This is a genomic window from Peribacillus sp. NJ4, from assembly GCF_030348345.1.
Taxonomy (GTDB): Bacteria; Bacillota; Bacilli; order Bacillales; family DSM-1321; genus Peribacillus.
In genome coordinates this window covers 265,241-289,963 of record NZ_JAUCFQ010000001.1, presented here as the reverse complement: position 1 = coordinate 289,963, position 24,723 = coordinate 265,241, and the positions used below count along the sequence as shown (strand labels likewise).

General features: G+C 42.3%; 20 protein-coding genes. 3 read left to right on the top strand and 17 right to left on the bottom strand.

The window, feature by feature from the left end; genetic code table 11:
* Positions 1-52 precede the first annotated feature (52 nt).
* From glpX to QUF94_RS01430, 5 genes are all read right to left on the bottom strand, one after another.
* Positions 53-1,015, bottom strand: a complete 963-nt coding sequence (gene glpX, locus QUF94_RS01450; RefSeq protein ID WP_289314297.1) for a class II fructose-bisphosphatase — start codon at positions 1,013-1,015, stop codon at positions 53-55.
* Positions 1,016-1,114: 99 nt separating this feature from the next.
* On the bottom strand, positions 1,115-2,398 hold the full coding sequence (locus QUF94_RS01445; RefSeq protein WP_125159891.1) for a UDP-N-acetylglucosamine 1-carboxyvinyltransferase: 1,284 nt from the start codon (positions 2,396-2,398) through the stop codon (positions 1,115-1,117).
* A 210-nt stretch (positions 2,399-2,608) separates the two neighbouring features.
* Positions 2,609-3,259 carry a fructose-6-phosphate aldolase gene (fsa, locus tag QUF94_RS01440; protein WP_289314296.1) on the bottom strand — a complete coding sequence of 217 codons (651 nt, stop codon included), beginning with the start codon at positions 3,257-3,259 and terminating at the stop codon, positions 2,609-2,611.
* 191 nt (positions 3,260-3,450) lie between these two features.
* Positions 3,451-4,308: a class II fructose-bisphosphate aldolase gene (locus QUF94_RS01435; RefSeq protein ID WP_214744241.1), complete on the bottom strand. Its 858-nt coding sequence runs from the start codon at positions 4,306-4,308 to the stop codon at positions 3,451-3,453.
* 245 nt (positions 4,309-4,553) lie between these two features.
* Positions 4,554-4,925 (bottom strand): response regulator, encoded by a 372-nt coding sequence (locus tag QUF94_RS01430; RefSeq protein ID WP_034315860.1) that lies wholly within the window; start codon positions 4,923-4,925, stop codon positions 4,554-4,556.
* Between the two features lie 319 nt (positions 4,926-5,244).
* Here QUF94_RS01430 and QUF94_RS01425 point away from each other — a divergent pair, with 319 nt between their 5' ends.
* Positions 5,245-5,775 (top strand): DUF2529 domain-containing protein, encoded by a 531-nt coding sequence (locus tag QUF94_RS01425; RefSeq protein ID WP_289314295.1) that lies wholly within the window; start codon positions 5,245-5,247, stop codon positions 5,773-5,775.
* Positions 5,776-6,124: 349 nt separating this feature from the next.
* Here the strand turns inward: QUF94_RS01425 and QUF94_RS01420 are convergent, their stop codons facing one another.
* The 10 genes from QUF94_RS01420 to QUF94_RS01375 all read right to left on the bottom strand — a co-directional run bounded on the left by QUF94_RS01420 (position 6,125) and on the right by QUF94_RS01375 (position 20,010).
* Positions 6,125-7,732, bottom strand: coding sequence for a CTP synthase (locus tag QUF94_RS01420; RefSeq protein WP_289314294.1), 1,608 nt, complete (start codon positions 7,730-7,732; stop codon positions 6,125-6,127).
* A gap of 409 nt (positions 7,733-8,141) precedes the next feature.
* A complete protein-coding gene (gene rpoE / locus QUF94_RS01415) occupies positions 8,142-8,732 on the bottom strand; it encodes a DNA-directed RNA polymerase subunit delta (RefSeq protein ID WP_353957649.1) in 591 nt (196 codons plus the stop codon).
* A gap of 195 nt (positions 8,733-8,927) precedes the next feature.
* A complete protein-coding gene (locus tag QUF94_RS01410; protein WP_289314292.1) occupies positions 8,928-9,089 on the bottom strand; it encodes a hypothetical protein in 162 nt (53 codons plus the stop codon).
* A gap of 138 nt (positions 9,090-9,227) precedes the next feature.
* Positions 9,228-12,494 (bottom strand): fused isobutyryl-CoA mutase/GTPase IcmF, encoded by a 3,267-nt coding sequence (gene icmF / locus QUF94_RS01405; RefSeq protein ID WP_289314291.1) that lies wholly within the window; start codon positions 12,492-12,494, stop codon positions 9,228-9,230.
* Between the two features lie 30 nt (positions 12,495-12,524).
* The gene (locus QUF94_RS01400) at positions 12,525-13,154 is read right to left on the bottom strand and encodes a TetR/AcrR family transcriptional regulator (protein WP_289314290.1); all 630 of its coding nucleotides are present in this window, start codon (positions 13,152-13,154) and stop codon (positions 12,525-12,527) included.
* A gap of 114 nt (positions 13,155-13,268) precedes the next feature.
* Positions 13,269-14,408 (bottom strand): acyl-CoA dehydrogenase, encoded by a 1,140-nt coding sequence (locus tag QUF94_RS01395; RefSeq protein WP_289314289.1) that lies wholly within the window; start codon positions 14,406-14,408, stop codon positions 13,269-13,271.
* 28 nt (positions 14,409-14,436) lie between these two features.
* Positions 14,437-15,567 (bottom strand): acyl-CoA dehydrogenase, encoded by a 1,131-nt coding sequence (locus tag QUF94_RS01390; protein WP_289314288.1) that lies wholly within the window; start codon positions 15,565-15,567, stop codon positions 14,437-14,439.
* A gap of 37 nt (positions 15,568-15,604) precedes the next feature.
* A complete protein-coding gene (locus tag QUF94_RS01385) occupies positions 15,605-16,456 on the bottom strand; it encodes a 3-hydroxybutyryl-CoA dehydrogenase (protein ID WP_289314287.1) in 852 nt (283 codons plus the stop codon).
* Between the two features lie 33 nt (positions 16,457-16,489).
* Complete coding sequence (locus tag QUF94_RS01380; RefSeq protein WP_289314286.1) at positions 16,490-17,680, bottom strand: acetyl-CoA C-acetyltransferase; 1,191 nt, start codon at positions 17,678-17,680, stop codon at positions 16,490-16,492.
* Between the two features lie 200 nt (positions 17,681-17,880).
* Positions 17,881-20,010, bottom strand: a complete 2,130-nt coding sequence (locus QUF94_RS01375; protein WP_289318256.1) for a (Fe-S)-binding protein — start codon at positions 20,008-20,010, stop codon at positions 17,881-17,883.
* A gap of 301 nt (positions 20,011-20,311) precedes the next feature.
* Here QUF94_RS01375 and cls point away from each other — a divergent pair, with 301 nt between their 5' ends.
* Together cls and uvsE are read left to right on the top strand one after the other, a co-directional pair.
* Positions 20,312-21,514, top strand: a complete 1,203-nt coding sequence (gene cls / locus QUF94_RS01370) for a cardiolipin synthase (RefSeq protein ID WP_289314285.1) — start codon at positions 20,312-20,314, stop codon at positions 21,512-21,514.
* Positions 21,515-21,541: 27 nt separating this feature from the next.
* Positions 21,542-22,495, top strand: a complete 954-nt coding sequence (gene uvsE, locus QUF94_RS01365) for a UV DNA damage repair endonuclease UvsE (protein WP_289314284.1) — start codon at positions 21,542-21,544, stop codon at positions 22,493-22,495.
* Positions 22,496-22,545: 50 nt separating this feature from the next.
* Here the strand turns inward: uvsE and argS are convergent, their stop codons facing one another.
* Together argS and QUF94_RS01355 are read right to left on the bottom strand one after the other, a co-directional pair.
* Entirely contained in the window at positions 22,546-24,216 is a 1,671-nt protein-coding gene (argS, locus tag QUF94_RS01360; RefSeq protein WP_289314283.1) for an arginine--tRNA ligase, read from the bottom strand.
* 3 nt (positions 24,217-24,219) lie between these two features.
* Positions 24,220-24,660, bottom strand: coding sequence for a YwiB family protein (locus tag QUF94_RS01355; RefSeq protein WP_289314282.1), 441 nt, complete (start codon positions 24,658-24,660; stop codon positions 24,220-24,222).
* Positions 24,661-24,723 lie beyond the last annotated feature (63 nt).

Here is a 24,723-nt window from a genome sequence, read left to right as displayed (position 1 = left end):
CGAGCGATGAAACCGCTCGCTTTTTATCGGTGATACTTTCTAAAAAACGTTCTCAGTCAATCAAACCATTCGGTTTAATTTTAAGACTGTGGCGTCCATCAATGAAACGAACGGTACCAGATTTAGCACGCATGACTACGGATTGTGTTTCGCCGTAATGCCCTTTAAATTGTACACCGCGTAAAAGTTCTCCATCAGTCACACCTGTCGCAGCAAAAATCGCGTCATCTCCGCGAACAAGGTCTTCCATTCTCAGGACTCTTCCTACATCAAGGCCCATTTTTAAACAGCGTTCAACTTCTTCATCATTTTGAGGAAGAAGCTTACCTTGAATTTCCCCTCCGAGGCATTTTAAGGCAACAGCTGCAATAACTCCCTCTGGAGCTCCGCCAGATCCGAATAAGATGTCAACACCGGTAAGATCGAAAGCCGTATTGATGGCACCGGCTACATCTCCATCGTTGATCAACTTGATACGTGCCCCAGCCTCACGAAGTTCGTGAATGATTTTCGAATGGCGATCGCGGTTCAATACTGTTGCGACTACGTCTTGGATATCTTTATTTTTTGCCTTGGCTACCGCTTTCAGGTTGTCCAACACAGAAGCATTGATATCAATCTGACCAACAGCCTCGGGACCGACAGCTATTTTATCCATATACATATCCGGGGCATGAAGCAAGTTCCCCTTATCGGCTATCGCCAATACAGCCAATGCATTCCAGCCGCCAGATGCAACGATGTTCGTTCCTTCCAAAGGATCAACTGCAACATCCACTAGTGGCCCAAGACCAGTACCAAGCTTTTCACCAATATAAAGCATTGGCGCTTCATCCATTTCCCCTTCACCGATTACAACCGTCCCTTGCATGGGAATAGTATTGAAAACATCCCGCATTGCAGTTGTTGCTGCATCATCTGCTTCGTCTTTCTTTCCTCTTCCCATCCAACGAGCAGAATTTAGTGCCGCCGCCTCTGTTACGCGAACAAGCTCCATCGATAAACTTCTTTCCATTTCCGGTTCCCCCTCATGTACACTAGCATGATTTATTTATATATTAGTATAACACATTATATCATATATAGTAACACAATGAGGTAACAAGAAAAGGGATCAGCTTTTAAGCTGCTCCACCTCTTCTTGCGTCATTTCTTCACGCCAAATCGTTGCTCCCAAACCTGAAAGTTTCTCAACCAGATGGCTATATCCGCGATCTATATGTTCAAGCCCGGTCACTTCTGTAATCCCTTCAGCCATTAAACCGGCAATTACCAGAGCTGCTCCGGCACGTAAATCGCTTGCCTTCACTTTTGCCCCATGAAGTTGGACAGGACCATCAATGATGCCCGCTCTGCCCTCGACTTTGATCTTCGCATTCATGCGTCGCAGTTCATCAATATGCTTGAATCGTGCCCCGTATATCGTATCGGTCACCATGCTAGAACCGCTGGCTTTTGTTAAAAGAGAAGTGAAAGGTTGCTGAAGATCTGTTGGAAATCCAGGGTAAACCAACGTCTTGATATCTACGGATTTATATTTTTCTCCCGGTGAAACAAATATCTGATCATCACCGGCTTCAATATTAATCCCCATTTCCCTCATTTTGGCAGTCAATGACTCCAAATGTTGGGGAATGACATTGTCGATCAAGATTCCTTCACCGACAGCAGCGGCTAAAATCATGAAAGTACCGGCTTCAATCCGATCCGGTATGATTGTATGTTTGCACCCATGCAAACTTTCCACACCATCAATACGGATGATATCCGTTCCTGCACCCTTGATTTTCGCTCCCATATTGGTCAACAAAGTGGCAACATCGATGATTTCCGGTTCTTTCGCAGCATTTTCAATCACAGTGCGGCCTTTGGCCAAAACGGCGGCAAGCATAATATTGATCGTTGCCCCTACACTAACGACATCCAAATAAATGCGTGCTCCCCGTAGCTCGTCCGCCCTAAGGTAAATGGCTCCTTGTTCATTCGTCACTTGTGCGCCTAGTGCTTCGAACCCCTTAATATGTTGATCTATTGGGCGAGGTCCTAAATGGCAGCCTCCAGGCAAACCAATCACTGCCTTTTTGAATTTACCAAGCATTGCCCCCATTAAATAATAAGAGGCGCGTAACTTCTTAACTCTTCCATTTGGAAGAGGCATTGAAATCATCCTGCTGGGATTCACTGTCATTTCCCCATCATCAAAGGATACCTCACCGCCAATTTCCTCCATTAACTCTTTCAGCATCTGAACATCCGAGATATCAGGCAGGCCTTCAATCGTTACGGGAGAGTCCGCTAAAATTGTTGCAGGGATAAGGGCGACCGCACTATTTTTTGCTCCGCTGACACGAATGCTTCCCTTTAAAGGATAGCCACCGGCAATTTTAAGTTTTTCCATAATAAACTCCCTTCCACGCTAAGCACTTAGATGCTACTTTCAAAAAAGTAATATTTTACCACAGGAGAATTTCATAATCCGACAACATTCACTATCTAGTTCTTTAGTTTACACAAAAGTAGAAAATTCATGTAAAAAAAAGATAAAAATTTCTAATTTATGTTAATTTTATTTAAACGGTGCAATCTATAGTGACTTAGCGGCAAGGCATTATGCTTCAGTACGTGAATTCCAATCCTTCAAGAAAGCTTCAATCCCTTTGTCCGTTAATGGGTGGTGGAATAATTGAATCAAAACTTTATAAGGGATCGTTGCAATATGTGCCCCTTTAAGAGCCGCTTCAGTAATATGCATCGGATGGCGGATAGAAGCTGCAATGATTTCAGCATTGATATCATGGATCGCGAATATGTCAGCAATATCCGAAATTAAATCCAAACCATTTTGGCCGATGTCATCCAAGCGTCCTAAAAATGGGGATACATAAGTCGCTCCTGCCCTAGCTGCCAATAATGCTTGGTTAGCACTGAAAATAAGGGTGACATTTGTTTTGACACCTTGTTTTGTAAGAGCTGCAACAGCCTTCAAACCGTCTGGAGTCATTGGTACTTTAATCGTGATATTAGGTGCAATCGCAACAAGTTCTTTGGCTTCAGCCATCATTCCTTCAAAATCAAGCGCAATGACTTCTGCAGAAACGGATTCCTTAACAAGGCTTGTGATTTCTTTTAGCCGGTCATGGAAAGAAACTCCCTTTTCTCTTGCAACAAGGGACGGGTTAGTCGTAACTCCAGCTAAAACGCCCAGTTCGTGCGCTTGTTTGATTTCTTCCATGTTTGCTGTATCTATAAAGAATTTCATAAAATAGCCTCCGTATGTAATCGATTTTTTCTTTCCCTATATGCATCTGAATTCTAATTCTTCAAAAAATAGAGCTTGGATTCAGCCCTGCATCTAAAAGAAACCATTAGGGGAGGTGCCCCCCCAATGGAAACATTACCTATGGCATCTTACATGCAAAGGGATGGAACCCTTATGCTGCAGTTGAAAAATTATGCTTTGCCGTTTGAACCAAATTCACGTATTTTGCCGATGACAGTTTCTTTAATAGCTTCACGGCCAGGAACCATGAATTTACGAGGATCGTATACTTCAGCATCGTTATTCAGAACTTCACGAACAGCTTTTGTGAACACAATTTGATTTTCCGTATTCACATTGATTTTTGATGTTCCAAGAGAAATCGCTTTTTGGATATCTTTCGTAGGAATGCCTGTACCACCATGAAGAACAAGAGGTTTGTTCGTTAAATCCCGTACTTCTTCCATTTCTTTATAGCCTAGGTCAGGTTCACCTTTGTACGGTCCGTGAACGGATCCCAATGCTGGAGCAAAGCAGTCGACATTCGTTTCTTTAACTAACTGTTCACATTCTTGAGGATCTGCATATACGACTCCATCAGCAATTACATCATCTTCTTGTCCACCAACCGTGCCCACTTCCGCTTCAACCGAAACATTTCGTGCGTGAGCGAATTCGACAACCTTCTTCGTTGTTTCGATATTTTCTTCGATTGGATGGTGTGAAGCATCGATCATTACTGAAGTGAATCCAGCTTCGATAGCTTCTTTACATTTATCAAAACTTGAACCATGGTCAAGGTGAATGGCCACAGGAACAGTGATTTTCATGTCTTCCAACAATCCTTGAACCATCATGACAGTCGTTTTAAAACCACCCATGTGACGGGCAGCCCCTTCGGAAACACCAAGGATTACTGGAGATTTTTCTTGTTCTGCAGCAGCTAGGATAGCTTGGGTCCATTCCAGGTTATTGATATTGAATTGACCTACTGCATATTTTTCATCAAGAGCTTTATTCAGCATATCTTTCATAGAAACTAAAGGCATTTGATTTCCTCCTACTAGTGGATGTTATTATTTTTAAAGTTAATTCTTTCTAGATATTCCCTAAAACTAAAGTAGCATACGCTTATAAATCAGAATATCTCTCCTCTTTTAGCATATCAATACATCAAAAAAACAGCAACAAATACACTATGCCAAGCCTCAAATTTTATTCCAAAAAAACACGGCCCTCTTAAAAAGATAGCCGCGGCAATTCTTTCGTCAATAATATTGAATTTTCAAGACCGTTAACTAGATTGAATCGGTAAGTATTCACGAACGGCTTTTCTAATATCATCAATATCAAACGGCTTTGCAAAGTGGGTCATTGCACCTAAATCCTTTGCTTCTTGGATCATATCAAGTTCACCATATGCGGTCATGATTATGACCCGGATGTCCGGATCGACCACTTTCATCCTTTTCAGGATCTCAATTCCATCCATTCCCGGAATCTTCATATCCAGTAATACAAGATCAGGTGAATGGTTATTTAGCACTTCCAAGGCTTGAATGCCATTTGCAGCTTGAAATGTTTCATACCCTTCTTTATGTAAAACCTCGTTCAATAAAATACGAATCCCAAATTGATCATCAACAATCAATATTTTCCCTGGCATTTTATCACCTCTCCCCTACCCGATTTATAAAAAAATTAAATGTATTAGCCGAATCGGCCATATTACCCGAAAAAGGGTAGTTACATAGATTGCGTCAAATCACATGAAGTCAAACGCATTAATTTCATTCATGATTTCTATGTTCATATTCGATAATTGTAACAAAATTCCTGCTGTATGGCTAAAAGGATTTTTAATTTTTTTGTTTTTTCGACCGATTTTGTAAATTCAGCCCTTTGGATCAAAAGCCCTGAAACCTGTCAATGCAAGGGAAAGTCCTTTATAATAAGTATATTATTTTTTAAAGGAGTCCCTACTCATGTTAAAAATTTTCTCGACACAGATAAGCGGTTTATTTAAAAAAATGATTGAAAATGAAGCCTTTGAAATGGAGGATGCCGGACGCTTGCTGGCTCAGGCTGTAGTTGGGGATGGCACTGTGTTCATTCACGGTATTGGTGAAATGCAGGGCGTCACTGCCGAGGCTTTAGATGGGGCAGAACCCTTCCCTAAGGCACAAAGATATGAATCAGTAGAAACTATTTCCGGGGAAGATCGATTCCTTATATTCAGTCGCCATTCGGATGATTTTGAAGCTTTGATGCTGGCAAAACAACTAAAGGAAAAAGATATACCATTTGTTGCGGTTTCAACATCCGTTCCTTCTAAAGGAGATTCACTTTTAGAGTTGGCTGACGTACATATAGATTTACGTATCCAACGAGGATTGATTCCCGATGAAACTGGAAATCGATATGGGTACCCTACCCTTATTGCCGCTCTTTTCGCTTATTATGGGATTAAATTCACTCTTGAAGAAATCATAAAAGAATATGAAGATGAAGAATGATAAATTCATCTAAAAAAAGGGGTTCGGGAAATATATCTTACATCAAATGATGTTCCCGAACCAACTGACCCAAAGCAACACCTTCAACTCCTCAGGTTTGATTGCTATCTAAATGTTATAACAAAGTTGATTGGAGAGGAAGGTGCGAGACTGCTGCGGGAAAAGCGCGTCTAAGAGAGACCCCGCAGGCGCAAGCCGAGGAGGCTCCATGACCGCCCACGGAAAGCCAGTGCCTGGAATGGAAATCAACGTCCAAATTTTACAAGCCATAAAAAAACTGTAGGCAAACTCGATTTCCTTCAAGTTTGCCTACAGTCTGAAACAGCCATATGGGCTGTTTTTTTGTTTATTAAAGTTTTGCGCTGCGCTTTAAAGACATACCGACAAAGTCACGGAATAGCGGCTGTGGACGGTTAGGGCGTGACGTGAATTCCGGATGGAATTGAGAAGCCACAAACCAAGGATGATCTTTCAATTCAATGATCTCAACCAGACGACCATCTGGACTTGTACCGGAAAAGACGAATCCTGCCTCTTCCATAGCCTGACGGTAGTGGTTATTGAATTCATAACGGTGACGGTGACGTTCATAAACAACCTCATCATTATAAGCTTCGAATGCTTTAGTTCCTTCGATAAGCTTACATGGATACAGACCAAGACGCAGTGTACCACCCAAATCTTCAACATCCTTTTGCTCAGGAAGAAGATCGATGATTGGATCTGGAGTATCCTCTTTGATTTCAGCTGAATGTGCTTCTGGCAATCCTAAGACGTTACGTGCATATTCAATGGATGCCAACTGCATACCTAAACAAATTCCGAAGAACGGTGTTTTTGTCGTGCGGGCAAATTCGGTGGCTGCAATTTTCCCTTCGATTCCACGATCTCCAAAACCACCAGGAACAAGGATTCCATCTGCACCTTGAAGAAGTTCGGCAACATTTTCTTTTGTTACATCTTCAGAATTCACCCAGTCGATTTCAACATCTGCATCAAATGCGTAACCTGCATGCTTAAGTGCTTCCACTACAGAAAGATAAGCATCTTGCAATTCAACATATTTTCCGACTAGGGCGATTTTCGTTTTCTTTGATAAAGAAGTAACCTTTTTGACCAATTCTTTCCAATCTTCCATATCCGCTTCGCCACAGTCCAATTTCAAGTGATCACAAACGATTTGATCCATATTTTGTGCTTGAAGCGCAAGAGGGATGGAGTAAAGTGTATCCGCATCAAGACACTCGATAACAGAATTTTTATCAATATCGCAGAATAAAGCGATTTTATCCTTCATATCTTGTGAAATTGGGCTTTCTGTACGTGCAACGATGATATTTGGCTGAATGCCAAGACTGCGTAATTCTTTTACACTATGCTGTGTCGGTTTTGTTTTCATTTCACCAGCAGCTTTGATGTAAGGTACAAGTGTACAATGGATATACATAACATTATTGATTCCGATATCACTTTTAATTTGACGAATCGCTTCAAGGAATGGAAGTGACTCGATATCCCCAACAGTACCACCAATTTCGGTGATGACTATATCTGCATTCGTTTCATTACCTGAACGGAAAACCCGTTCTTTAATTTCATTCGTGATATGGGGAATGACTTGAACTGTTCCACCTAAATAATCGCCACGGCGTTCTTTTCTCAGGACAGTCGAATAAATTTTACCTGTAGTCACATTGCTGTGTTTACCAAGGTTGATATCAATAAAACGCTCATAGTGACCCAAATCCAAATCCGTTTCAGCACCATCATCCGTTACAAACACTTCACCATGTTGATATGGACTCATCGTACCTGGATCCAAGTTGATATAAGGGTCAAACTTCTGGATGGTAACATTCAATCCCCTATTTTTTAAAAGTCTACCTAAAGAAGCGGCCGTTATCCCTTTTCCCAAGGAAGAAACTACTCCACCTGTCACAAAAATATATTTTGTCATCTTATATCCTCCTATAGAATGTTTTCTTCCAATGCTGTTCTTCACATTTTAATCAGAACCTGCATCAAATCTTCCGCCACACAAGCGGTTAAAAGCTAAAAACCGTAAATCGGTACAAACCATTAATCACTTAAAGGTCTTTAGTGAGAGTCATGCAGGATACATGAACAAGAATAAATTTCCTTAAATGACAGTAAACAAAATATGTTCTCTATAGTTTTTACAATTCTACGAGAAATCATTTTTAAAAATAAAAAAATGATGTCATTTATTCATTCCATCATTAAAAACAAAAACGCTCCGCTTACAATAAAAGTAAGGGAGCGATATAATTTAATCATTGTGTCCTTTTTTAAGGAGCCCAAAAATGATTCTACAAATTTCGCCTCAAAAAGTCAAGGGCGATTATTTATTTCTCTTTATCTTCATCCAACTCTTCTTCGTCTTCATCTTCGTCCTCATCATCTTCCAGGACAAATGCATCATCTTCAATTATTTCTTCTTCCAGATCGTCATCATCATCCACGTCATCATCCAAAAGCACTTCGTCGATAACTGGAGAACCTAGGATATCATCATCGTCGTCATCTTCATCTTCGTCCAGATCATCGACATCTTCGTCAAAGTCAAGATCTTCGTCTTCAAGTTCATCGAAATCGTCGATAACGACAGCAGCCTTTTTAGCTTTCTTTTTCTTTTTAGGTTTTACAACATGTACAACTTCTTCTTCGATTTGGTCAACTGGGTACCATGTTTTCAATCCCCAGCGGTTGTCTCCAAGTGAAGTGAAGCGGCCATCCACATTTAAATCCGTGTAGAATTGTGCGATTTTTTTTGCCACTTCCGCTTTTGATAAATGGTGCAGCGAAGCTAATTCACTTATTAATTCTTTAAATGGAATCGGTTCATTTCTTTCCACTAACAAATCATATGCCATCTCAATTAAGGACATTTCCAATAATTGCTCTTTTGAGTGTTGTTTTAAACTCAAATTCCGCACTTCCCTTCTCTATTCAAACACTGAAATCCGTGTTTTTTCACATAAAAAAATAATCTAAAACAGTATTTCGATAAAATAACGACAATTCCTGCTAGACATATACTCCATTATAAACAATCTAAATGGGTTTATGCTAGTTCTATCTGATACTTTCACAGATTTACCTTAAGGTCTCTCGTTCACAGGACTGAAAAATCATTCATTTTCTTTTTTCGGTTTCTGACGATAGGCTGCCGTAAAAAAGACAACAGTCAGGATAAAAAAAGAGATGGCACCCAATTGATGCTCATACAGCTCAAATAAAATAATCATGGCAAGAATGTAACCTATGATCAATCCAATCATTTTCAGGTTCATTTTCTCAACTCCAATAGGGCTGATTCTTCATTTTTGCCCCTTTTCCAAATAATTATAAGGTAAAATCTTCATTTTGTTAAAAAAGACGGAAATTATTTAAAAAAAGAGGCCCCTAAACTTCGGAGCCCCCTTCTTACACTACATATTTCTTCGATATTGACCGCCTACATCGTATAGAGCCCTGGTTATCTGGCCCAAACTGGCCACTCTCACGCAATTCATGAGTTCAGCAAAGATATTTTCCCCATTCATGGCAGCCGCTTTCAGTTTTGTCAGGGCTTCATCAGTGAACTCCTTATTTCTTTCCTGAAATGCCTGAAGGTTGATGATTTGCCCTTCCTTCTCTTCTTTTGTTGCACGGGCAATCTCCATGCTGTTCACAGCTTCTTCAGAAGGAGGATTTGGGTTCAAATACGTATTGACCCCAATGATCGGCAATTCACCCGTATGCTTTTTCATTTCATAATGCATCGATTCATCCTGGATTTTCCCGCGCTGATACTGTGTCTCCATTGCACCCAACACACCGCCTCGATCATTGATGCGATCGAACTCTTGCAGTACAGCCTCTTCAACCAGATCCGTCAATTCCTCTACGATGAAGGAACCTTGCATCGGGTTTTCATTTTTTGAGAGCCCATGCTCCTTTGTAATGATCATTTGTATGGCCATTGCCCGGCGCACGGATTCTTCTGTAGGCGTCGTGATGGCTTCATCGTACGCATTGGTATGCAGGGAGTTACAGTTGTCCTGCAGTGCCATTAAAGCCTGAAGTGTCGTTCTGATATCATTAAAATCAATTTCTTGCGCATGTAGGGAGCGCCCTGAAGTCTGTATATGATATTTCAGCTTCTGGCTACGTTCATTCGCACCATATTTATCCCGCATGACTGTAGCCCAAATCCTTCTTGCCACCCTGCCGATAACCGTATATTCCGGATCCAGTCCATTCGAGAAGAAGAACGACAGATTCGGGGCAAAGTCATCAATATTCATTCCGCGACTTAAATAATATTCAATGTAAGTAAAGCCATTCGCTAATGTAAAAGCCAGCTGTGAAATGGGATTGGCACCCGCTTCTGCAATGTGATAGCCAGAAATGGATACAGAGTAATAGTTCCTTACTTTCCGATCGATGAAATAAGCTTGAATATCCCCCATTAATCTTAAGGCAAACTCCGTAGAAAAGATGCATGTATTCTGGCCTTGGTCTTCTTTCAGAATATCCGCTTGAACAGTTCCGCGTACTGTTTGAAGAGTATAAGCCTGCACTTCTTCAAGTTCGGCTTCCGTAAGGGGACGGCCTAACTCTTCTTCTTTCCGTTGAACCTGCTGATCGACTGCAGTATTCATATACATGGCCAAAATGATTGGTGCCGGTCCATTGATGGTCATGGATACAGAGGTCGAGGGGTGGCATAGGTCAAAGCCTGCATACAGCTTTTTCATGTCATCCAACGTACAGATACTGACTCCGCTTTCCCCTACCTTTCCATAGATATCAGGCCGGTGATCAGGATCCTCCCCATATAGAGTTACAGAATCGAAAGCCGTACTTAGCCGTTTAGCATTATCATCCTTTGACAAATAATGAAAACGCCTGTTGGTTCGGTCGGGCGATCCTTCGCCGGCAAATTGCCGCTTCGGGTCTTCCCCTTCACGCTTGAATGGAAAGACTCCCGCTGTGTAAGGAAAGAAGCCCGGAACGTTCTCACGGAATACCCATCCTAAGATCTCTCCATAATCAACATATTTAGGCAGTGATACTCTCGGAATCATTAATCCTGATAAACTTTTTGTTTTCAGCTTCGTGATGATTTCTTTATCCCTGACTTTCGTTACAAACTGTTCTCCCGCATACTTTTCCTTTAAATCCATCCATCCAGAAAGGATTTTTTTAGATTCAGGTGATAAATTCGAAGCGGTTTCCTTTTTCAATTTTTCTAAAGAAGCCACCATGTCTTCGTTATTCTCATTTTCCTTAACTGCTTCAATTGCTCCTTCAATCTGGAAAAGCCTGCGGGCAATACGCACTTGTTCAGCCGCACGTTTATGATACGATCTGACAGTATCACTGATTTCACGTAAATAATAACGACGATCAGTTGGAATTATGACATTTTGCTTGTAAACATCCGCTTCTTTCGAAAAGGCGGTACTCCAATCCGTCCCTGATTTTTCATTAAGCTTTTCAATCAGTGCAGCGAATAAAGCATTGGTGCCTGGGTCATTGAATTGGGAAGCAATCGTTCCATATACTGGCATTTCAGATGGATCTTGATCAAAAAGCGTACGGCTTCTTTGGTATTGTTTTTGAACTTGGTTTTTTGCATCTTCGGAGCCTTTGCGCTCATATTTGTTAATGACTATCAAGTCTGCGTAATCAATCATATCGATTTTTTCAAGTTGGGAAGGCGCACCGAATTCACTCGTCATTACATACATGGATACATCGCATATCTCGGCAATTTCTGCATCTCCCTGACCAATTCCACTCGTTTCAACGATGATTAAATCGAAGCCAGCTGCCTTCACGACTGAAATGGCATCCCTTATCGCCAAAGACAACTCACTTTTTGAATGACGCGTGGCCAAGCTTCGCATATAAACACGCTCTGAAAAGATCGCATTCATTCTAATCCTGTCACCAAGCAGGGCACCGCCTGTTTTTTGTTTGGTCGGGTCGACAGAAAGAATGGCGACTTTCTCGTCTGGAACTTCGTTAATGAACCTTCGTATCAATTCATCTGTCAATGAACTTTTTCCAGCGCCGCCCGTCCCTGTAATCCCAAGGACAGGAACCTTCTTTTCCGAAGTCTTGATCTGCTCAAAAAGACTCTCCACCGCTGCTGCCGATTCCTGGGAAGCATCGAGTCTATTTTCAGCAAAGGTAATGAATTGGGCAATGGCATTTGTCCCCCCTGCGATCAATTCATCAAAACGTTCCTGTAAAGATGGTTTGACAGTCGAGAAATCACACTCCTCCATCAATACATTTATCATGCCTTGAAGCCCATATTCCCGACCTTCATCGGGAGAAAAGATACGGGCAATCCCATAATCATGGAGTTCCTTAATTTCCCTCGGGATGATGACCCCGCCTCCGCCGGCAAAAATCCGAATGTGCTCGGCTCCCTTTTCCTTCAGTAGGTCATACATATATTTAAAATATTCCACATGCCCACCTTGGTATGATGACATGGCTATGCCCTGAACATCTTCCTGGATGGCCGCATTCACGATCTCCTCCACCGAACGATTATGACCTAGGTGAATGACTTCTGCCCCGCTGGACTGAAGGATTCTCCTCATTATGTTGATAGATGCATCATGTCCATCAAATAAACTCGAAGCTGTAACGAATCTGATATGATTCTTCGGTTTATACACTTTGACTGTACTCATTTGGCTCCTCCTTATTGAAACATATTTATATCAGTGCTTCTGAAGCGATACATTTTGAATCAATAATTGCGTCTGCAGTTCAACATACTCTTGAAGCGTATACTGTTTATGCAAAGCCCATCTTCTAAAACTCCACATCTGTCCCTGAACGAAAATGTTATGTGAAACAAGGCTTATTTGTTTTTCAGTCAAAAATAGCTCCCCATTCTCAACACATTTCGTTATCACCTTTTCGAACATGCCCACCATCCGAAGTTCCTTGTTCAGAACATAAGGTAAGGCATCTTTCGTCAAAGCTTTCACTTCCTGATACATGACCAGCACTTCGTCCTGCATATCATCCATCACTTTATAAAAATAGGCGATCGTCAGCTTCAAACTTTCAAGTGTCCCATCACTCTGTTCTATTTCTTTCTGAAGCTTTTCCTGGACTTCATCATAGATAAAGTCACAGACGAGATATAATATATCTTCCTTGGTTCGGATATACTCGTATAACGTGCCGATACTAAAGCCGGCCGCTTTGGCGATTTCCCTGGTAGTCGTACGATGAAATCCCTTTTCCTTAAAAAGGGTCACCGCTCCTTTAATCATTTGTGTACGCCTTTTTTCAACCAGCCGCTCATCCTTTACAGATGCAAGAACCTCTCTTTTTTCCATTTTCAAACTCCTTTTAAAAGCCCATCATTTAATTACCAAAGACATTCTTCCGAATAAATTGAAAAGGGAATTCCGGTAAGGGCAGTACCTTATCGGAAAACCTCAGTTTCAATCCTATTTAGTAACCATCCGTGAGATGACCAGCTTTTGAATTTCCTGTGTACCTTCGTAAATCTGGGTTATTTTCGCATCGCGCATATACCGCTCTACTGGATAATCTTTTGTATATCCATAACCCCCGAAAACCTGGACGGCTTCTGTCGTCACTTTCATTGCTGTATCCCCTGCAAAAAGTTTGGACATGGCCGACTCTTTTCCATAAGGGAATCCCTCTGATTCCAACCAGGCAGCCTGATAGGTTAATAGCCTGGAAGCTTCGACACCCGTTGCCATATCCGCCAATTTAAAACCGATTCCTTGCTGTGCAGAAATTGGCTTGCCGAATTGGACGCGCTCTTTTGCATAATCAACTGCGGCATCCAATGCACCTTGGGCTATTCCTACGGCCTGGGCAGCAATTCCATTCCGTCCGCCATCAAGTGTCATCATCGCAATTTTAAAGCCTTCCCCTTCCTCTCCAAGGAGATTTTCTTTAGGAACTCGGCACTCATCAAAGATGATTTCCGTGGTCGGTGATGAACGGATTCCCAGCTTCTTCTCTTTTTTACCAACACTAAAACCAGGGAAGTCCTTTTCAACGATAAAGGCACTCGTTCCTTTTTGTTTGGATTTTGGATCTGTCAATGCAAAGACGACATATGTATCCGCAATCCCACCGTTCGTAATGAAGATTTTTGAACCGCTGATAATATATTCATCACCTACAAGCTTTGCAGTCGTTCTCATACCGCCTGCATCTGAGCCTGAGCTGGGTTCAGTCAGGCCGTATGCACCGATTTTTTCACCCTGTGCCATCGGGCGAAGGTATTTTTGTTTTTGTTCTTCAGAACCAAATTTATATATTGGCCATCCTGCGAGCGAAGTATGGGCTGATAAAGTCACCCCAGTAGAAGCGCAAACGCGGGAAAGTTCCTCAATCGCTATGCAATACGCTAAGTAATCACTTCCAATTCCGCCGTATTCCTCAGGCCATGGAATCCCAGTCAATCCAAGTTCAGCCATTTTATCGAAGATCTCACGGTCAAACCGTTCTTCTTCATCCCTCTCGGCAGCTGTCGGAGCCACTTCATTCTGGGCAAAGTCGCGGACCATTTTTCTGATCATTTCATGTTCTTCCGTTAATTTAAATTGCATGGCTATGCCCTCCAAAAATTTATCGTAATTATAGATTCTTACTGATGACCATTCTCTGTATTTCGCTGGTACCCTCATAAATTTCAGTTACCTTTGCATCCCTGAAATAGCGTTCGACCGGATATTCCGTTGTATATCCATAGCCTCCGAACACTTGGACTGCTTCTATCGCCACCTCGACAGCCGTCCTCGAAGCGAATAGCTTAGCCATGGCCGCCTCTTTACCGCACTTCAATCCCTGCGAGCGTAAATAAGCCGCCCGATAGACCAGTAGCCTTGAAGCTTCTATGCCCGTTGCCATTTCAGCCAGTTTAAAACCAATTCCTTGCTGTTTCGCAATAGGTTTGCCGAATTGCACCCTGCTTTTTGCATATTGGACGGCATGTTCCATGGCACCCTCAGCAATTCCCAGCGCTTGGGCAGCAATCCCGATCCTTCCAACATCCAAGTTGGCCATTGCAATCTTAAAGCCTTCACCTTCTTCGCCAAGGAGATTGGCTGCAGGGACTTTCATATCCTCGAACGTTACCTGCACGGTGCTCGAGCCATGAAGACCCATTTTACGTTCATCTTTACCGATGATTAAGCCTGGTGTCCCTTTTTCCACGATAAAAGCTGATATTCCCTTGCTTCCCATCTGCGGATCGGTTGAGGCAAAAACAATGAACACATCAGCTTCCCCGCCATTTGTGATGAATACCTTTGATCCATTTATTCGATATACTCCGTCTTCCTTTACCGCCTTTGATTTCAAACTCGCAGCATCCGAACCTGAGCTTTGCTCAGTTAAGCAAAAGGCGCCAAGAAATTTACCAGCAGCTAACTTAGGCACATATTTCTGCTTCTGCTCATCCGTTCCAAAATAAACGATTGGATTTGTGCCAACAGAGGTATGAACGGACAGTATGACACCGAGAGTGGGACTTACTTTGGAAATCTCATTGATGGCGATGATATAAGACATGAAGTCCATACCCGTGCCACCGTATTGTTCCGGGATAGGGATTCCCATCAAACCAAGCACACCCATTTTTTGCAGTATCGTTTTTGGAAATTCGCCTCTTTCCATTGCCTCGATATGAGGGGTAATCTCATTCACCGCAAAGTCGCTTACCATCTTCCGTATCATTTCCTGTTCTTCGGTAAACTTGAAATCCATTCCTTCACTCCTTCCTAGGTGCAAATTCTTTCTATGATTAGTTATATTCGTAAAAGCCGCGTCCTGATTTCTTGCCTAGCCACCCAGCTTTTACATATTTCCTTAACAGCGGACACGGTCGATATTTATCGTCACCCAGTCCTTGGTGAAGGGTTTCCATTATGTATAAGCATGTGTCGAGCCCAATGAAGTCAGCTAGTGCAAGCGGGCCCATCGGATGGTTCATTCCCAGCTTCATTACATCATCGATCGCCTCTTTAGTAGCGACGCCCTCGTAAAGTGTATAGATGGCCTCATTGATCATCGGCATTAAAATCCTATTCGCTACGAAACCTGGAAAATCATTGACTTCCACCGGCACCTTGTTCAAGGTTTCTGCCATCTTTTCAACTTCTTTATAAACTTCATCCGATGTAGCAAGGCCACGAATGATTTCAACCAGCTTCATGACTGGAACGGGGTTCATGAAATGCATGCCAATTACCTTTTCAGGCCTTTTCGTGGCTGCGGCTATCTCGGTAATCGGAAGCGAAGAAGTGTTGGATGCAAGAATGACGTGCTGTGGTGTGATTTCATCCAACTCGGCGAATATTTTCGTTTTTATTTCCATATTTTCCACTGCAGCTTCAATCACTAAATCCACCGCTGCTGCATTTTTCAAATCCGTCGATGACGTCAAGCGGGAAAGGATTGAATCTTTCTCCCCGGATTCCATTTTCCCTTTTTCAACTTGCCGGGAAAGGTTCTTGGTGATTGTCCCTAATCCCTTTTCTACATATTCATCTTTTAAATCGTGTAAAAGAACTTCATAACCGCTCATTGCACAAACCTGGGCAATGCCAGATCCCATCTGTCCCGCACCAATGACCATCACTTTTTGAATGCTCATGAAAATCCCTCCTCAATAAAATCTATGAAACTATCATCCTTGCTTCGGCACTTCAATTAAAATGGCATCTCCCTGACCGCCTCCACTACAAATCGCTGCGATGCCCAAACCTCCTCCGCGGCGTTTCAATTCATGCATCAGTGTAATGATGATGCGGGCACCACTTGCACCGATTGGGTGACCTAATGCTACAGCCCCTCCGTTAACATTCACTTTTCCCGGCTCAATGTTGGCAATTTTCCCACTTGCCAGTGCAACCGCTGCAAATGCTTCGTTCACTTCAAATAAATCAATTTCCTCTATCGATTTACCTGTCTTCTTCAGGAGTTCATTTATGACCAAACCTGGCGTTTTAGGGAAGTCCTTTGCTTCCACTGCCACTTCTGCATGAGCTAAAATATAGGCAAAAGGCGTTTTCCCTTCTTTTTCCGCACGTTCCTCACTCATCAATACGAGTGCACCTGCCCCATCATTGACACCTGGAGCATTACCTGCCGTAATGGTCCCCTCATTATTGAAAGCTGGACCTAATTTAGCTAACTTCCCGGCAGATGTATCTTTTCTTGGGGCTTCATCATGTTCGATGGTAATTGGTTCGCCTTTTCTCACGGGCACCTGTACGGAAATGATTTCTTCTGCAAGAATACCGCCATCGATTGCTTTTATCGCCTTTTGATGACTCTCGTAAGCCCAGCTATCTTGTTCCTCACGGGTGATTTCAAGATCCTCTGCAGTACTGTTTCCGTAAGTCCCCATATGAGCGCCTGTAAAGCTGCAGCTAAGTCCATCCGAAATCATGGTATCCTTCAGTTCGCCATCACCCATCCTTAGTCCCCACCTTGCTTTCGGAAGGATATAAGGCGCATTGCTCATCGATTCCATTCCGCCGGCAACAATGATTTCTTCTTCACCAAGGCGAATGATCTGATCAGCAAATGTGACACTGCGAAGTCCTGATGCGCACACTTTATTAATGGTTTCCGTTTTCACTTCCCAAGGCAACCCAGCATGACGTGCTGCCTGGCGGGAAGGTATTTGTCCTTGGCCCGCTTGAAGCACATTCCCCATGATGACCTCGTCTACTTGGCTGCCTTCAATCCCTGCCCGAACAAGTGCCTCTTTGATTGCTATTCCACCAAGTTGTGATGCCGTCAAACTGCTAAGACCACCGCCAAATTTACCAAAAGGTGTTCTCACACCGCTAATAATCACTGTTTTTGCCATCATTATTTCCCCCTATAAGTAACATTGATTGAACGCTCGCTCAATATGGAGTTAAAAAAATAGTGTTGTAAGCGCTTAATATTATTCTATATTATACAATTTTCCCAAAAATGAAAATATTTAGTTTGTAAATATTGAAAAAAATACCTGCTTCCATTTGTTTCATCCCATATAGAAGAAGCAGGCAATTCCATTTTAAATTAAGATGCAATCGATTTATTTTCACCAATGACCGCTTTTTCGAGTAGTTCTGCTACATCATACGTTTTAACATTTTCCTCAACTTCTTTTGCTTTCGTCCCATCAGATAGCATGGTCAGGCAATAAGGACATCCGGAACTGATCACTGTTGGACTGACGGCTAGTGCTTGTTCAGTACGGGCCACATTAATGCGGTTACCCGTTTCCTCTTCCATCCACATCAAACCGCCTCCAGCTCCACAGCACATACCCTTTTCACGGTTACGCTCCATCTCGATAAGTTTCACACCATCAATGGATTGTAAAATTTCACGCGGCGGGCTGTAAACTTCATTGTACCTTCCCAAGTAACAGGAATCGTGGAATGTAATGGTCTCATTCACCGGATACTGTGGCACCAACCTGCCTTCACTAACAAGTTTGGCTAACAATTCAGTATGATGGTACACTTCCGCTTCCAACCCGAAATCCGGATACTCATTCTTAAAGATATTGTATGCATGCGGATCGATCGTAACGATTTTCTTTATTTCATTCTTCTGGAATTCTTCTATATTTTTCATTGCAAGTTCCTGAAAAACAAACTCATTACCCAATCGACGAGGAGTATCCCCTGAGTTTTTCTCCTTATTTCCGAGAATCGCAAACTTGACGCCCGCTTCATTCATTAATTTAGCAAAGGAAAGGGCAATTTTTTGGCTTCGGTTATCGTACGACCCCATTGAACCCACCCAGAATAAATACTCGAATTCTTCTTCTGCCTTTTGCAATTCCTTCACTGTAGGGACGCTAACATCTTCCCGAAGGCTTCGCCAATCTTCTCTCTCTTTACGGTTCAGTCCCCAAGGGTTCCCTTGACGTTCAATATTTGTCATGGCACGTTGAGCATCAGGATCAAGTCTGCCCTCTGTCAACACTAGGTAACGACGCATATCGATGATTTTGTCGACATGTTCATTCATTACCGGGCATTGATCTTCACAGTTCCGGCATGTGGTACAAGCCCAAAGCTCTTCTTCCGTAATGACTTCACCAATCAGGCTCGGGCTGTAAGCTTCCGTTGCTGCAGCTGATTCCTGAGCACCCTGCGCGGCACCAGCCAAAGCTATCTTATTTCCCTTGTTATTTCCAAAAACAAAAGATGGTACCCATGGCTGCTTCGTTGTAACAGCAGCGCCTGTATTTGTTAAATGGTCACGCATCTTGATGATGATATCCATCGGTGACAGCATTTTACCGGTACCTGTAGCCGGGCACATATTCGTACAGCGCCCGCACTCCACACAGGCATAGAGGTCCACCATTTGATACTGCGTCAAGTCTTCGATATATTTGGCACCGTAATATTGATTGCCTTCTTTGTCGAGGACCTCTTCTTCCAAATCAACCGGTTTCAATTTCCCCGGGTTGTCCAGGCGATTCAGGAATACATTTATCGGACCGGCAATCAAGTGAGCATGCTTAGATTGCGGAATATAAACAAGGAAAGATAATATGATCAGTAAATGCAGCCACCAAGCTACATAAAAAACGACTGTTGCTGCTGTTGTTCCCATCCAGCCGAATAGGAAAGCGATGCTTGATGCGACTGGCTCTGACCAAGTTGCATCGTGTCCATGCCAGATCATTCCCATTCCATTCCCCAGTAATACGGTAATCATGATACCGGTAATGAAGATGACAACCAAACCTGCTTTAAAATCCCTTTTCAAGCGAACGAGCTTCTCGACATAACGACGGTAAGCCGCCCATAGGATTGCAACAAGAACGGTAAGCGTCACTATTTCCTGGAAGAAAGTAAAGGCTGGATAAACAGGGCCAAACGGTAAATGCCACCCCGGTCTTAAACCTTTGACGAAAAAGTCAATTGCGCCAAATTGCACTAAGATGAAACCATAAAATAACAAGGCATGAATGATTCCGCTCTTTTTATCCTTAAAGAGCTTCTTCTGTCCAAATACATAAACCCCTATTTTCACAAGACGATCTTTCACACGGTTATCGAATTCCACTTTTTTGCCAAGTTTTATATAAGCTATACGAGTTTTTATCAAATAGACAAATAAACCGGCGGCGTAAGCGATTACAAGCAGGAATGCAACTAAGTTGATCCATAGTAAGCCATTCATTTCCATGCAGTCTTTCCCCCCTCTAAGTAAATTGTAAATGCCAGGTAACCATCTAAATAAAATAGAAAAATGGCATTTTTCTGAAATTTGATTAATTCCATTATATAATGAATGAGCATTCAGTCAACTTTTTTCTTTCTAAAAAAAATTTAGTTACTGCACATTAATGTATAATTCGACAATTCCGTAAATTACCCTTCTGTATTCTAAAAAAAATGAGAACCCTTTCCCCCGCTTTTTAATGGTTACTAACAGGGAATTTGAGCCAAACTAAAATGAAATCATTTAGGGGGGATTTTTTTTGAAAATAATCACTAAGCTTGCCTCTATATTTTTATTGATCTTCACTTGGTGCTGGGTTGATCTTAAGTTAGGGCATAAGCGTTATATGAAACAGGCAACCAACGTTAAATATCCGCCTCGGAACAGTGACATGACTGTATTCACTTCAGGGAAAATCCTGTTTGATGATTTTATGAAAGAGGTCCAGCAAGCTAAGGATTCCATCCATATCCTTTTTTATATTGTGAAAAATGATAAATTCAGCAAGGACTTTTTGAATTTACTGCAATCAAAAGCGGAAGAGGGCGTGGAAGTGCGGCTTTTAGTCGATTGGGTAGGAGGTAAAAAGATGTCCCGCAAATCCATTCAGGAACTAACTAAAAGCGGCGTTCATTTTTCTTTTAGCTTTAAACCGAAACTCCCCTTCCTTTTCTATACAATACAAAAAAGAAACCACCGTAAAATTACAGTGATAGACGGCAAAATCGGCTATCTTGGCGGCTTTAATATCGGTAAGGAATATATAAACCAAGGGGAGAAGCTGAACCCTTGGAGAGATTATCATTTGAAAATGACCGGAGAGGGGGTCAGGGACCTTCAGGAAGTCTTCCTCACGGATTGGTTCCATGATACAAACGAGGATTACAGAAGAACACCTGCCTATTTCCCGACACTGAATCCCGGGTCGCAGGCAAATCAGGTTGTTGTCACGAATGGAAGTGATCTTGAATTGGCCATGACACGATTGATTCAGCAAGCCAATAAAAAAATCATTATCGGGACTCCATACTTCATTCCCAGTGAAACTTTATTTCACGAATTAAGGGAAGCCCTTGCACGCAATGTTTCCGTTACGGTGATCGTGCCCGAAAATTCAGACCATGCCCTTGTCAAGGAAGCTTCCTTTCCCTACTTTCGGGTACTATTAAAAGAAGGGGCAGAAATCATGCAACTTCAAAAAGGGTTCTACCATTCCAAAGTGATACTGATTGATGATACAATCTGTGATATCGGTACGGCTAATTTTGATAAACGCAGTTGTTTTTTAAATGGTGAAATCAATTGTCTGGTATTTGACCCGACATTCATAAGAGATGTAGAAAAGGAATTGGCGGACGACCTAGCTGAATCCAAGCCATTAAGCGGGGACGCACTATCCTCCATGAATGTAGTCCGTTCAATAAAAGAATCGTTGGCTTCCATCCTATCCCCTTTTCTTTGAAATCCCGTTGTTCAAGGAGAAAATATAATGAAAATAAGATTTGGTTTCGTATCCAACGCCACCTGTTTATGGGAAGCTTCTCCAGCTAAAACACTTACTTTCAAGCGATATAGCACACTTGGCACGGAAAAAGGGATGGAAAAACTCCTGAGTGTGACACGGCAGAACATTGAAAATACCTTAAGGGTCCTTCAATATAACACCGCCCATCAAGTAGAAATATACCGGATGTCCAGTTCCATTGTGCCTTTAGCCACACATCCCGAAATAGAATGGGATTTCGTGACTCCTTTCAAAAAAGAGTGGAAACAGCTTGGGGATTGGGTTACTGCACACAAGATGAGGGTCAGTTTTCACCCCAATCAGTTTACGCTATTTACCAGCCCTAAACCCGAGATTACACAAAATGCCGTAAAAGATATGGAGTTCCATTATAAAATGCTGGAAGCAATGGGCATTGCGGACACCTCTTTCATCAATATCCATGTCGGTGGGGCCTATGGTGATAAAGAGTCCGCCATAGTAAGGGTTCATGACAACCTTAAATCGCTTCCTGTGCATGTCAAGGAAAGAATGACTTTGGAGAATGATGATAAAACCTATACAGCATCTGAAACCCTGAGCGTATGTAAGAGGGAAGGCATCCCACTTGTATTCGATTACCACCATCATCTCGCAAACCTTTCAGATGAGCCGCTTAACGAGCTGCTCACCGAGGTGTTCACCACTTGGAGTCAGGCAGGGGCGGTACCAAAGGTTCATATTTCATCCCCAAAATCGGCAGGTGAATTTCGCTCGCATGCCGATTATATCGATTTGGACTTCATCATGCCCCTTTTTAAAGTTCTTAAAGAGCTTGGACAGGACGTGGATTTCATGATCGAGGCCAAGATGAAGGACCGGGCAATGCTGCAGCTGATTGAAGATATAACTAAGGTTCGTGGTGTAAAAAGGGTGAGTGGCGGTGCAGTCGAGTGCTAATTAACCTAAAAAAAAAGCGGCTGTTTCGCTAGAAACAGCCGCTTTTTCCATTACATTTTTTCCGGTGCCGAAACCCCGATTATAGCTAATGCATTCTTTAAAGTAATTTGGACGGATTTAACCAGTCCTAGACGTGCCTTACTTCTCTCCAACTTTTCAACATCCAAAACCTTATCGGCATTGTAGAAGCTGTGGAATGTGGAAGCGAGATCGAATATATAATTCGTCATGCGGTGAGGCATACGTTTTTCGGCTGCTTCCGCTATTGCCTGCGGGAACTCACCTAATTTCTTCAATAGCTCCACTTCTTTTTCAGTAGAAAGGGAAGAGAAATCAGTGATTCCTTCATAGCTGATCCCTTGTTCCACACCTTGGCGTAAAATGCTGGAAATGCGGGCATGAGCATATTGTGCATAATAAACCGGGTTATCATTGGATTGTGATACCGCAAGATCCAAATCGAAGTCCATATGAGTATCCGCACTTCTCATCGCAAAGAAATAACGTGTTGCATCCAGTCCTACTTCATCAATTAGATCACGCATCGTAACTGCTTTACCAGTACGCTTACTCATCTTCATTTTCTCGCCATCCTTGTACAGGTGAACAAGCTGGATGATTTCCACTTCAAGCTGCTCGCGTTTGTACCCTAATGCTTCGATCGCTGCTTTCATACGCGGGATATAGCCGTGGTGGTCCGCACCCCAGATATTGATCAACGTTTCAAAGCCGCGCTCCAATTTATTACGGTGATAGGCAATATCAGGTGTCAGATATGTGTAAGACCCATCCTGTTTAATAAGCACCCGGTCCTTATCATCGCCTAATTCCGTAGAGCGGAACCATGTAGCCCCTTCTTCCTCATAGACATGGCCCCTTTCCCTCAACACTTTGAGTGCTTCATCAATTTTACCGTCTTCATATAGGGATGTTTCCGAGTACCATACATCAAATCCGACACGGAAATTTCCCAAGTCCGTTTTCAATTTTTCCATTTCATATTTCAAGCCATACTCACGGAAAAATTCAAAACGTTCCTTTTCATCCGCATTTACATATTTATCCCCATATTCACTTGCGAGCGTTTTACCGATTCCAATGATATCTTCGCCATGATAACCGCCCTCAGGCATATCCTTTTCGAGGCCAAGTGCCTGGAAATAACGGGCTTCTATGGAAATGGCCAAATTATTGATTTGATTACCTGCATCATTGATGTAGTATTCACGTGAAACATCATAACCTGCTTTAGACAGGATATTACATAACGTATCACCTACTGCTGCACCACGGGCATGACCTAGATGGAGATCACCGGTCGGGTTCGCGGAAACGAACTCCACTTGGATTTTTTCACCTTTTCCAAAGTCACTTTCCCCATATGCTCCATCCACTTTCAAAATGACAGGAATCAATTCTGTCAAATAAGAATTATTCATGTAGAAGTTTATGAAACCTGGTCCTGCAATTTCTATTTTTTCGATGGACGCTTTTGAATTGTCAAAGTTTTCGATGATTGCCTCTGCTATCATTTTCGGTGCTTTCTTTGCAACCTTCGTTAATTGCATGGCCATATTCGTGGAGTAATCTCCGTGTGTTTTATCTCTTGGAAGTTCCAATACAACATTTGGAATCTGCTCTTCCGTTGCTAAACCAGCTTTAATGACTGCAGCTTTAATTTCTTCTTTCAGTTTTTCCTGTACCTCTTTTACTATATTCATGTGCTATGCTTCCTCCTTATAGGAAATCGTCATCTCATATTGACCGGGTTCGCTTCCCTGCATATGTAACGTATATTTAAGAACAAGTTTCCCTTGTTTGGACTGCTCATCCCATTGATGATGAATTTTCTTCGTGGTCGTCCGTAACCCTAACCTGCCATATATACTTTCATAATGTCCATTTGTCGCTTCCTGTAGGCGGAAAAGCTGCCTCATTTTAATGGCACCATTTCTAAGCAGGATCGTTTCATCCTTTTTGTGCTTGATGGTCGTTTGTGTTTGACCGACTTCACTTTCCTCTTTATATTGCAAATATAAATCTGAACCTTTATACATTTTTGTACCAAATGTGACAAGCTCATACGTTTCGGTTTCTGAGCCATGCTTGATTTTTGTCTGTAAAGTCACTTTAATAGCATGCTTATCTATATCATGAAGAGTCAAAGCTACACTTCCTTCATCATGTCGTTCTTAACTTTATAAGTATAAATACTCTTCAAGGAAGTT